This window comes from Agaribacter flavus, assembly GCF_042646125.1.
Lineage (GTDB): Bacteria > Pseudomonadota > Gammaproteobacteria > Enterobacterales > Alteromonadaceae > Glaciecola > Glaciecola flavus.
Window position 1 is genome coordinate 265315 of the sequence record NZ_JBHRSW010000029.1, and the last position, 12128, is coordinate 277442.

Sequence of the window (12128 nt, forward strand, 5' to 3'; positions counted from 1 at the left end):
GTCTTTATCCATGGCAGTTGAGCCAACGCTCATAGCATCCAATATATCGTTAGATATTAACGACAAAACCATACTGCGCGATATCAGTTTGCAACTGCAGTCTGGTCGTATATTGGGTGTGTTGGGGCCAAATGGTGCCGGTAAGACGAGTTTACTTAAATGCTTATCAGGGCAAGTCGATTTTACCGGTATGCTCAAATGGAATGATCATGATGTTCGCATGCTCGACAGCAAATCACGCGCACAGCAAATCGCTGTGGTAAACCAAATGAATGACAATGTATTTGCTTTGACTTTAGCGCAGGTTGTACAAATGGGCTTATTGCCACATAAACCTTTGTTTTCATTAGGTAGTCGAGCAGATGAAGAAAAAGTCAATGCCGCCATTAGCAGTGTTGGGCTACGGGACAAACGTGCGTCACCCTTTAACGAGTTGTCCGGTGGTGAGCAGCAGCGCTGTTTAATTGCCCGTGCGCTCGTGCAAGAGGCGCAACTAATGGTATTGGATGAACCTGTCAATCATTTGGACGTCTACTATCAACATCAAATTTTGCAATTGTTGCGTTCCCTTTGCCATTCACAGCAAAAAACGGCGGTAGTTAGTTTACACGATTTGAATTTAGCGGCTAACTACTGTGAGTACTTACTCCTTTTGAATCGAGGTAAATGCATAGCGTTTGGTGAAACCAAATCGGTATTAAACCCCAGCTTATTAAGCGATGTTTTTAGAGTGCCTTGTCAGGTCAATCAAAGTAAGACTGGGCTGATACAGGTGCATTTTGAACCCAGTTTCCAGGCAGCCCAAGGACAAAGTAAGCATGAAATATAGCAAAGGCTTGCCTTGGTTTTTTTTATTGTTGTTGTCGCTTATCGTGCCGTTTTTCTCTTTGTTTTTTGGTGCCGCCGATTTGAGCTTGTCAGACATCACAGAGTGCTTGCTTGTGGGTTGTTCGGACGAATTGAGTAGCGTTATTTTTTGGGAAATACGTTTTCCACGAGTGATGGTTGGTTTTTTGGTGGGGGCGGCGTTGTCAGTGGCTGGTGCCACGCTCCAAAACGTGACGAGAAACGGCCTGGCGGATCCCTACCTATTCGGCGTGGTATCGGGTGCTGGCTTAGGTGCATCGATAAGCACGGTTTTGATAGGGAATATGTTTTCGGGTAGTGGCGAAGCGCAGGACACGGCCTACAGTATTGCCTTGCCGCTTGCAGCATTTTTAGGTGCTTTGCTTGCGATAAGCCTTGTACTGGTGTTGGCTCGCACTAGCTTTGGTCGCAGAGTAGAACATATGCTGCTGGCAGGAGTAGCCGTGTCGTTTATGTTGAGCGCACTGAGCCATTTTATTCTATACATTGGTGACCCGCTTGCCGCCAATCAAGTGATCTTTTGGCTCATGGGTAGTCTTGCTCGCGCCGAGTCTTGGTACGCATGGTTGATGTTAACTGTAGTCATGGTCAGTGTTGGCTTGTTGACCCTTTTAGGACCACAAATCGACGCTTTGCTCATGGGTGACCAAAATGCCAGCACGCTTGGGGTCAATGTAAAAATATTGCGCATTGTTTGCTTAGTAATTTGTGCTGGTTTGAGTGCTTGTGTGGTTGCTTATTGCGGTGGAATAGGTTTTGTCGGTTTGATGATCCCGCATATTGCACGGCGGTGGATGGGTGTCACTAGCCGTTCCTTGATGCTGGCCTGTGTTTTATTGGGCGGTATCTTTATGGTGGCAGTCGATATTGTTGCGCGCGTGGCGGTCGATGGGCAAGAACTCCCCATCGGCATTATTACCTCAGCAATTGGCAGTGTCTTCTTTTTGTTGGCTATGCGTCAACGAAGGTGAATGGAGCCATGCCCAATTTCTTAAGCAGTAATACATTGATGGTACAAGGCACCATGTCTGATGCGGGCAAAAGCATGCTTGTTGCTGCCTTGTGTCGTTGCTTAAGAAACAAAGGTTATAAAGTGGCGCCATTTAAACCCCAGAATATGGCGCTCAACAGTGCGGTGACAAAAGACGGTGGCGAAATTGGTCGCGCTCAAGCCGTGCAAGCACAAGCGGCAGGTGTTGAACCGCACGTTGACATGAATCCAATCTTACTCAAGCCCTCGTCGGATACTGGGGCACAAGTCATTGTACACGGTAAATCGGTGGGGGATATGCAAGCCGCGCCTTACCACCAGTACAAAACAATCGCAATGGAAGCGGTATTAGCTTCGCACAAGCGTTTAACATCGACTTATGATCTCGTTGTGGTAGAGGGGGCGGGTAGTCCTGCAGAGATTAATCTACGAGATCGGGATATTGCCAATATGGGCTTTGCTGAAGCGGTGGATTGTCCCGTCATCCTTATCGCGGATATTGACAAGGGTGGGGTGTTTGCGCAGCTTGTGGGTACTCTGGCGCTACTCAGTGAGTCTGAGCAAAATCGGATAGTCGGCTTCGTCATCAACAAATTTCGCGGTGATATTGCTTTACTGCATTCTGGATTAACTTGGCTTGAAGAGAGAACCAACAAGCCTGTTTTGGGTGTCTTGCCCTATTTGCACAATTTACAGCTGGCTGCAGAAGATGCCATTCAGATTGAGCAAACACTTGCAAAGAGCAAAATAAAAATTGTGGTGCCGGTTTTTAGTCGCATCAGTAATCACACTGATTTTGATATGCTGCGTATCCATCCAGACGTGGATTTATGTTTGGTGCCTCAAGGCAGTAAACTCCCCGCGGCTGATCTTATTATTTTACCGGGCAGTAAAAATGTGCGTGCCGATCTTGACTTGTTAAGGGCACAAGGTTGGCATAACGATATTCAGCGACATTTGCGTTACGGCGGAAAATTATTAGGCATTTGTGGCGGTTATCAAATGCTTGGTGAGAGCGTCAACGATCCCGATGGTATTGAAGATGAGGCAGGAGAAAGCAAAGGTTTAGCGTACTTGCCGATTGTGACAAGCTTGGCAAAAGAAAAGCAGCTCACACACAATGTGGGCTATTTGCAGTTGCGCGGTACTTGTGGTTCTTACCAAGAAGCACACATTGACACACAAGTGCCCCTTAAAGGCTACCAGATTCATGTAGGGGTATCTGAGCTAAGCACAGAGGCCGAGCCATTTTGCTACTTGGTCAGTGATAACGAGTCTGAAGGCCTGTACAGAGAGGGCTGTGTGTCTGCCGATGGGCAAGTGGCCGGTACGTATTTGCATGGTATATTTGATGATCCCCTCGCATTGCAGGCAATATTGTCGTGGGCTGGGGCGCAAACCCGTATCATTCAGGATTACTATGCTCACCAAGAGGGAGAAATAGAGCGATTGGCTCAGGCTTGCGAGCAACACCTTGATTGGCAAAAGCTCGCGCAATATTTACCCAAGCTAAACCAAAACTAATCAAGTTCAAGTACAATTTAGGAGGGAGGAGGGAGAGGGGAGAGCGAAAAAACAAAGACGCTATACACCCATCCATGGGGCCTCCACAAAGGCATCCATGCCTTTGAGGCTTTGTTTTTTCGCTCTCCCCTCTCCCTCCTCCCTCTTAAATTGCACTTGCACATGCTGAGTTAACCAAAATGAGAAGTAGAATGAGCGAAGAAGATAAAGCACAACGCAGCAAAGAAAAACACCGTGCGCGCATGCAGGAACAAAAAGCGAAAGTCGATGAGCGTATTGCACAGGCACAAGAAGAACGCGGTATTCTTATTGTCATTACAGGTAATGGAAAGGGTAAATCGACTTCGGGTTTTGGCACCGTAGCAAGAGCGGTAGGCCATAGTATGCGTGCTGCTGTTGTGCAGTTTGTAAAAGGGACATGGCCTTGCGGTGAGCGTGATTTATTGCAAAAGTGTGGTGTGCCTTTTCATGTGATGGGAACGGGATTTACGTGGGAAACACAAGACAAAGATACCGATATCAAAGCTGCAAAAGAAGCGTGGGAGCAGGCTAAGATATGGCTGGCTGATCCCAACATCGATTTGGTTTTACTTGATGAAATTACCTATATGCTGAGTTTCAAATACCTAGATTTAGAAGAGGTACTGCAAACTTTGGCTTCACGACCAAAAGATCAGAGTGTTATTGTGACTGGGCGGGCTTGTCACCGTGCAATTACCGACATGGCTGATACAGTAAGTGAGGTCAAACCGCTCAAACACGCCTTTGACAATGGTATTAAAGCACAAAAAGGTATTGACTGGTAATGCTTCGATATCTCAAATTGTGGCTAGGCGTAGTGTTGTTAGGCGCTGCGCCGTATCTTGCAGCCAGTAGCTTGGCTAACACAAGTGTTAGCAGGGATAACGGTTTAAGTAACGAAGAAAAACAAGATCTTCGTTTCATCGTGCTTGCACCGCATATAGTGGAAACCATGTTCGACATCGGTGCTGGTGCGCAAATCATTGGCACATCAGAGCACGCAGACTATCCCCTAGCCGCAAAGGCTATCCCGAGAGTCGGTAACTATGCACGTTTGCAAATCGAAAAAATTTTGCAGCTTCGGCCTGATTTTGTCATCGCATGGAAAACAGGCAACCCTTCTGACGATATTGCCCGCCTTAAAAAGTACGGGATCAACATTGTGTATTCTCATCCAACGCGCCTAGAAGACGTTGAGAGCGAAATTAATATGTTGGGTGAACTGACCGGAAGACAAACACGAGCAAGTAAATTGGCTAAGGAATACAGCGCTCGATTATCTGCTTTGCGCGAGCGATATCAAGAAGCTGCGCCGATATCGGTTTTTTATGAATTGTGGCCTCGCCCCCTTCGCACCGTTGCTGCTAATGCATGGCCGCAACAACAGCTTACGCTTTGTGGTGCTCGAAACCCTTTTGTCGATGCAAAAGAGGATTATCCTCAGGTTGCACTTGAGAAAGTCTTGGAATATCAACCGCAAATCATCATTCAGGCTTTGTCAGCGGGGGTAGAAAATCCAGACAGTATTCAATGGCAACAATGGCCTAAAATTCCCGCAGTAAAACACCAACAAATATTACAACCCAATGCTGACAAGGTGCACCGCATGACCCGCCGCATGCTAGATGAACTGACCCTACTGTGCGAACAGATAGACACTGCCCGCCGAGTGTATGGTTTGTAGGGGGGTTAGGTCTCTGCGCTTTTTTGAGACTATTTTTGGCACTAAAAAGAACCTCGGTCCTCACACACAACGTTGACTTTATTGCCGTGACTTAGTATCGTTCGCGCGCTGTTTTAGGTGCCTGTCGATTGCCAAACCAAAGTGATCGGGACAGGGTAAACGGGAAGTGTGGTGATGCTGAGCAAGTTTGGTATGTTCAAAGCAATTCCACCGCTGCCCCCGCAACGGTAAAGCTGTATTTAAGCTGAGCCCGATACCGGCCTATTTTTCAGTACATGCGCAACCAAGCGTTGCTTTTTTTGAATGAAGCGGAGGGCTTCATCGGAATGCTAAGCGGATCAGTCTTTGGCTCACTCGTTGTGCGTATTTTATGTGCGCGCTTTCCATTTCCCTCCCTTGATCGCCTAATTAGATTAAGGAAGACATATGCAATGTCATAAAATATCTTTAGCCATTTCAGTGGCTTTGTCGTCACCATTTGTGTTGGCAGAATCTTCAAACTTCGAAGAATCTGTAGAAAACATCGTGGTTGTTTCTAGTCGTATTGCCATGCCCCTACGAGAGGTCGCAACCTCTATATCGGTGGTTACCGAAGAAGATCTAGCGCAACGCGGCTATGTTAGTTTCGTCGAGGCCTTGCGCACGCAAGTAGCTATCAATACCTCTAGCAGTGGTGGAATTGGCTCGGTTTCTTCGCTACGTGTGAGAGGGGAAGAAGGTTATCGCACCCTCGTGAGGATAGATGGTGTCGACATTTCAGACCCGACAGGTGTGCAAGTGCAGCCTCAACTAGCTCATCTAGTGAGCAGTAATATTACACGGGTAGAAATTTTACGAGGCAGCCAAGGCTTGGTATACGGTGCTGATGCTGGTGGTGTGATAAATGTGTCAACGGGTCGTCAGCAAGAGGGCATGTTTGGTAGTGTGACGGCCGAAGCAGGGCGTTACAAAAGTCGCAATCTTAGTGCAGAAATAGGTGGCACCTCAGGTTCGCTGGAGTATTACATATCGGCTGCCGACTACAGTACCGAAGGTTTTAATGCTCGTGTAAGTGATACTGAGTTGGCTGATAATGACGGCTACGACAATACGACCATTCATACCCGCCTTGCCTATAAAGTGAGTGATAACTTACACCTTGGGCTTGTGGCTCGAACGAATGATGGAGAAGGCGAGTTTGATGCCTGTGGTTTTGGTGATAGCTTTACTCATCTTTGCTCCTCTGATTTTCATCAAGACAATGTCCGTTTTCATGCAGAGTATGAGCATGGCGATACCAACCACCAAGTTGCGCTAGTGAAAACCCTTGTAGAACGCGAAAACTTTAACCAAGGGATAGCGAGCTTTTTGACAAAGGGCTTTGCTGAAAGGCTTGAGTATATTGGTAATGCTGAAATAGGCGACAATAGTCAATTAGTATGGGGATTTGACTGGGAAAAAGAAGTTATTTCTACTGCCAACCAAGGGCGTATTCAAAAGGGCTATTACGTTGAGTATCAAAGCGAGGTATTGAGCGATACCTTTTTAACTGCCGGTGCGCGTTATGATGATAACGAAGATTTTGGTGAACATTTAAGTTACCGCTTAAGCGCAGCAAAGCTTTGGTCGCTAGCAGAGGGCGAGCTTAAACTACGCACGAGTTATGGCACCGGATTCAGAGCACCAAGTGTTTTTGAAGTGGAATACAATCGCGGCCCCTTTGCTTTTGCGCCAGCGTCAGAAACTCAGCTAAAAGAAGAGCAAAGCAAAGGTTACGAGTTTGGTGTTGGGTACACCAATGATCAGGGCTCAAGCTATGAAATAGTGTATTTTGATCAAAAAATTGAAGACAGCATCTTTTTTGATTTGTCGGGCTTTTCGGGCTATTTGCAAGACATTGGTACTTCTTTTTCAGAAGGGCTGGAAGTCATCATCAATCAGAGCTTGGCAGATGAATTGGTGCTGACCGCAAACTATACTTACAACGATACCGAAGACACCTCGGGTGAACAGCGCTTGAGGCGGCCTAAGCATTTGGCGAACATCGGTTTATCTTACTCGCTCAATCGTTTGCAATTTACAGCCAACATGCGTTTTGTGCGTGATTTTACTGATATTGGTGGTGAATTACCCAATTACGACCTTGTAGATATCAGTGCAAGATACCAAGTAGATGACAATTTACTGCTGTTTGCTCGTATCGAAAATGCGTTTGATACGGAGTATCAAGATCTTGCCGCATTTAATACGTCTGGCGCAGCATTAAATGCCGGGCTTAAATATCACTTTTAGTGTTTGACCTTTCTTAGACAGGTTAAGGACAGCGCTTCGGCAGCGCCTCATCAATGAACAGGGTTTGCAAACAATAAAGTCGCGATAAACCCATCCATGGGCGCTCCACAAAGGCATCCTTGCCTTTGAGGCTTTATTTTTTGCAAACCCTGTTCATTGATGAGGCGCTGCCGAAGCGCTGTCATTAATTTTTCGTTTTTTTCGTGTGTGCTGCAACTTTCTGGTATTTCTACCGTAATTTTCCAAACATCTCTTACATGGAGCGCCATGGTGAAGGCGACAAAACAAACAGTCAAGCAAATGAAACCTAGGTATGAATACATCAGCTCGGCAAAACTGCCCACACGTTTTGGTCTATTTAACATTCATGGTTTTTGGGACAACACTGAAAAACAAGAACACATTGCCTTGAGCCATGGCAGTTGGCAAGCGAGTGATACCGTGCCTATTCGTATTCATTCCGAGTGCCTAACAGGCGATAGTCTGTTCAGTATCAAATGTGATTGTGGTTTTCAGTTAGAAAAAGCCATGCAGAACATTGTTGAGCATGGCTTTGGGCTTATCTTGTATTTACGTCAAGAAGGGCGGGGTATCGGCTTGCTTAATAAGATCAAAGCTTATCGCCTACAAGACATGGGATTGGATACCGTAGAGGCCAATGAACACCTCGGCTTTGACGCAGATTTGCGCGATTACCATATTTGTAAGTCTATGCTCGATACACTAAATGTTACTGAGGTAGAGTTGATGACCAATAATCCTAAAAAGTTACGTGCACTAACAGACTTGGGTATTAAGGTAGTCAAAAGGAAAGCCATCGATCACGGTGTTACTGAATACAACAAAGCCTATTTGCAAACCAAAACCAACAAGTTAGGGCATAAATTCAATTTAGATAAATTGGTTTAAAAATAGTAGCCAATGTTCATATTCAGCCGGCCTTTTGCGATCTCGTCGTTTCCGACTAAATTGCCCCCAATAAAGGGCTGGTTTTTGGCCTTATAATATTCTATGTAAGTGTACAAAGGCCCTGCAGATACGATTACGCCTGTAGAGTTCATCCAAGTTTTGTCAAAATTTCCAGACTTGTTTGTTAACTGAGAATAATCGTTAAACAGTCGAATTTTTGTTATCGCGCCCCAGTTGACCGGTTTTTCCCAAGAAAGGTTGAGTAACCATGCGTTAGCAGAGGCTGGAATGGTGCCATAAAAATTGAACGACCCGACTGCAAACTGTTCAGCGTTTATTCCATCGACCTCGTATTTGTACCTCGCATACTGAAATTGTGCATTCAAGTTGTGGTAGTCAAAATTGACATGAGCAGCATAGGAGGCATGATTGCCCACTTGATTTTGTTTATGCCCTAAACCTGATATATCGCGCCAACGACCATTTTGGGATAAGTGGCCTTTTTGGAATGAAACGCCAGGCTCTATATTCATACGTTCCGCTAAATCAAATTGTTTCGATAGTCTTAGGTTAAATGTATTGCTCTCGCCCAATTGTGCTTCTGGTTCAGAAAAAATACCTTCTCCACTCAGACGTAAACCCAAGACATCAAATGAATATCGGTCTTTGCGATCGTCAACCCAACCGTCTACTCCTCCGAGTTCGTCATTGGGGAAAAAGCCTAGGTCAAGTCGATAGCCTTTGTCTTGCCATGTCCAATTTAAGCCAGTATCAAAGTCTGCTTGAATACCAACAAAGTATGCGGTTGAGTAAAAAAAACTGTTGGCACTTTTGGGAAAATTGCCAAAAGGGACTTCTTGAATCCCAAATTTTAATTGGTTACGTTCATTAAAATCATAAGCAATCCATGCGTGGTGTACCACATTCATATAGTCGTACCAACGATATTGTGCTGACAAGGAAAAGTCGTCAATTTTGCCTTTAAAATCGAGCCTGAACAGGTTGAAGTCGAGGTCGCCAGCGCGATCCTGATTATCTTGGTCAAAATCGCTGTACGTGTACTGATACCGGAAAGCGCCACCAATTTTAATACCGTTTTCGTCACGCTTACTAGTGTGTTGTTGGGTATTAACAAGCTCAGGCTCGCTTTTTTTTGCTTGTTCGGCTTCTTCTTGGAGCGCTTCTAGCGCTTCAATTTTCTTTTTTAACAAGGCCAATTCGGCTTTTAAAGCTTGTAATTCGTCGTTTGCTTGTGTGCTAAAACAAATAGCCGAGAGCAAGAATATAAGTAATGCGTTCACCTTCATTGGGTAAAAACTTCTCCATAAAAATTGCGTCGTAACTAATCGACAACGGCGTGTTTGTCTAATATGCCTTCGAGTGCCGCCATACCTGCGGGTAGATCCAATTTCTGGCCGAGTAAATTGCAGCTTGCGCCAAAGGCATGAAGCGTGCGAAACAAGTTGTGCGCTCTACATTGCTCGCCCATTTGCCCTATCCTGACAATATTGGCACCAAAAGCGCCTGAAATTTCTACTCTGTAGCGACTGGATAAGGTGCGCAACAGATCACCGGCTTCAAGGCCTTGAGGTACTTTAATCCCGACAACCGAATTGAGCCTTGATTCAGGTTTTACATGTAATTGTAAACCCATTGCTTCAATACCCGCTTGCAATGCCTGAGAACTTCGAAAATGTCTATCACATCGAGTTTCTAATGTTTCGTTGCAAACGAGACGCAGTGCTTCATGAATAGCTAAGATACCTGATACCGGCGCGGTATAATGATAGGATTTTTTATACCAAAATTGATCAGCCAATTTAGCATCTAAACACCAGTGTTTTAATTGGTCTTGACGGCTTTGAATATGATCCCAAGCTTGTTTAGAAAAACCAATGAGTGAAACGCCAGGAATACATGACAAGCCTTTTTGCCCGCCGGTAATCACCGCGTCGATGCCCCAGTTGTCCATTTCAAAAGGCATGGTGCTCAAAGTACAAACCGCATCAACAATGACCAAACAATGGTGTTTTTTAGCGATAGCTGCAATTTCGGCAAGGGCATAATTACAAACCGTACTGGATGTTTCGCCTTGCACAATGGTCAACACTTGTGGCTGGTGCTTAATGATATGCTCTTCAACCAAAGCGGGAGAGGCACTTTCTCCCTCTGGTACAATTAAGCGTTCGACATCTCCCTCAACGCGCTCGGCCATTTCGGCAAGACGACGACTAAAAAAGCCGTTGCAGATACTTAGTACTTTACTGTTTGGCACGACCAAGTTGGTGATAGCCATTTCCATTGCCGCAGACCCCGGTCCTGCCACACCCAAAATATGCCCAGTTTCTGTTTGAAACACATAGCGCGACATTTGCTTAACCTGCTCGATAATTTGCGCCATGGTGTCGCCCAAATGATTGATGACAATGCCGTTGGCAGCGGCGACCCTAGCCGGAATCGGCACTGGTCCTGCTCCCATCATAAGCAAAGGTTCGTCAGGTAAGATGCTGTCAAGTGATAATAAATCGGTGGGCGCGTGAATTGGCAAGCTGTGTTCCGTGCAGTGTGTAGGTTATTTAGGGCTTGTCATGATACGGCATGACTGTTGAAAAGCAACTACAGCGAAGGGAGGGAAAGAACTAGAATAGTTTTACTCTTTATAGTTAACCTTAGCTCGGGATAAGCAAGTCCGTCCAGCCACACCCTAAATCCCCATCTCTGCGCTACTCAAGCTTGAAATAACTCGTTATTTACACAATCAAATCATGTATCTCTTTTAGCGAAGGTAGATGATGATCTGCTTGATAGAACAAACGATTTAGGCGTCCGAGCAGGTTTACGGTGCGACTGGGATCTTGAGGCTTGCGTCGATTAGCACTTTCGGTTTGCAAAAACTCCCATGGCTGGAGGGCGAGTTCGACAATATCTTGCTCAACGATACCGAGCGATTTTATGGTAGACAAAATGCGCTCTGTTTTGCTCTCTTGTATTGCTAACAAGTTGTTGTAGTTGTTTCTTAGGGGGGTATCGACAGCTTCAATTGCGTAGCTAATTGCTTCCCAAATTTGGTCATGGTCGGCGTGCTGTCCTTTGGGTGAATAAAAGCCCATCACTTCCCATTCGAATTCGGCATTACCAACAGCAATTGAGCTGTCCACTAAAGGCGAGTACGACAAATCTGGCTTCGCCCCTATGTTATAAGCGTCGACGGATAAACCGAGTACGATGGCAAGCTCGCCAAGGTGTTGAGGGTTTTGGTAAATCGCTTCAAACGCAGCGCGTTTTACTCCCATCCAACCATGTACATAATTTTGTGTGCTGGCAAAATCTCTTATTTCATCAGGAAGATCTTCACCGTATTTGTCGATAAATAGTGGCGTTGGGTCTTGTTCAAGGTATTCATCCGGCACCCACACTTCGTATTCTTCACGTTTGTCTGCTTTACCGCGACTTTTGATCCCCACCGACAGGTTTAGAGGTCGACAGATATTCCGATTTTCGTCTACTCGGTGAAAAAACTCAGATCGAAAGCGTTTAATATACGGCGCATCCAAACCGGCAATAGCGGCTGTTGGGTAACGAAAACCAATTTCACTATCTTTTATGATATAAAAGCCTTCGATACTGTTTTCTAGTAAGCTTTTTATTCCTTTAAAATCTCTATAATTGGGAACAATAATACTACGCTCTGGTTCGATACTCAGGCGCCTTCCGTCAGGCGTAATGAATTTAGGGACTTTGTGGTATTCGTAATGAGTGAGTCCAATATGCTCGGCAAACTTGTTCCTTAGCAGGGCTAACTCGGTAAAAAGTGCATCGTGATCACGGATGTGTTTGATTAGTGGACGACGACTCATAGGT

At 45.5% G+C, this 12128-nt stretch carries 10 protein-coding genes and 1 riboswitch; of the genes, 7 read left to right on the forward strand and 3 right to left on the reverse strand.

The window, feature by feature from the left end:
- The first annotated feature begins 10 nt into the window (after window positions 1–10).
- The 7 genes from ACFOHL_RS14185 (at window position 11) to ribA (ending at window position 8267) form a co-directional block, all read left to right on the forward strand.
- Window positions 11–829, forward strand: coding sequence for an ABC transporter ATP-binding protein (locus ACFOHL_RS14185; RefSeq protein ID WP_376920891.1), 819 nt, complete (start codon window positions 11–13; stop codon window positions 827–829).
- Complete coding sequence (locus ACFOHL_RS14190; RefSeq protein WP_376920892.1) at window positions 819–1838, forward strand: FecCD family ABC transporter permease; 1020 nt, start codon at window positions 819–821, stop codon at window positions 1836–1838. The genes ACFOHL_RS14185 and ACFOHL_RS14190 overlap by 11 nt, the downstream gene beginning before the upstream one ends.
- An 8-nt stretch (window positions 1839–1846) precedes the next feature.
- Window positions 1847–3382 carry a cobyric acid synthase gene (locus ACFOHL_RS14195; protein WP_376920893.1) on the forward strand — a complete coding sequence of 512 codons (1536 nt, stop codon included), beginning with the start codon at window positions 1847–1849 and terminating at the stop codon, window positions 3380–3382.
- 191 nt (window positions 3383–3573) lie between these two features.
- Window positions 3574–4188 carry a cob(I)yrinic acid a,c-diamide adenosyltransferase gene (cobO, locus tag ACFOHL_RS14200; protein ID WP_376920894.1) on the forward strand — a complete coding sequence of 205 codons (615 nt, stop codon included), beginning with the start codon at window positions 3574–3576 and terminating at the stop codon, window positions 4186–4188.
- Window positions 4188–5087: a cobalamin-binding protein gene (locus tag ACFOHL_RS14205; RefSeq protein ID WP_376920895.1), complete on the forward strand. Its 900-nt coding sequence runs from the start codon at window positions 4188–4190 to the stop codon at window positions 5085–5087. Before cobO ends, ACFOHL_RS14205 begins: the two co-directional genes overlap by 1 nt.
- A 98-nt stretch (window positions 5088–5185) precedes the next feature.
- Window positions 5186–5366, forward strand: a riboswitch (cobalamin riboswitch).
- 147 nt (window positions 5367–5513) lie between these two features.
- Entirely contained in the window at window positions 5514–7358 is a 1845-nt protein-coding gene (locus ACFOHL_RS14210; RefSeq protein WP_376920896.1) for a TonB-dependent receptor plug domain-containing protein, read from the forward strand.
- Window positions 7359–7625: 267 nt separating this feature from the next.
- Entirely contained in the window at window positions 7626–8267 is a 642-nt protein-coding gene (gene ribA, locus ACFOHL_RS14215) for a GTP cyclohydrolase II (RefSeq protein ID WP_376920897.1), read from the forward strand.
- On the opposite strand, the gene ACFOHL_RS14220 is transcribed toward ribA, so the two are convergent.
- The 3 genes from ACFOHL_RS14220 to ACFOHL_RS14230 all read right to left on the reverse strand — a co-directional run bounded on the left by ACFOHL_RS14220 (window position 8264) and on the right by ACFOHL_RS14230 (window position 12124).
- Window positions 8264–9574 (reverse strand): porin, encoded by a 1311-nt coding sequence (locus tag ACFOHL_RS14220; RefSeq protein WP_376920898.1) that lies wholly within the window; start codon window positions 9572–9574, stop codon window positions 8264–8266. The two genes, ribA and ACFOHL_RS14220, sit on opposite strands and share 4 nt — an antisense overlap.
- 35 nt (window positions 9575–9609) lie before the next feature.
- A complete protein-coding gene (locus tag ACFOHL_RS14225; protein ID WP_376920899.1) occupies window positions 9610–10815 on the reverse strand; it encodes a pyridoxal-phosphate-dependent aminotransferase family protein in 1206 nt (401 codons plus the stop codon).
- Window positions 10816–11017: 202 nt separating this feature from the next.
- Window positions 11018–12124 (reverse strand): hypothetical protein, encoded by a 1107-nt coding sequence (locus ACFOHL_RS14230; protein WP_376920900.1) that lies wholly within the window; start codon window positions 12122–12124, stop codon window positions 11018–11020.
- Between the last annotated feature and the right edge of the window lie 4 nt (window positions 12125–12128).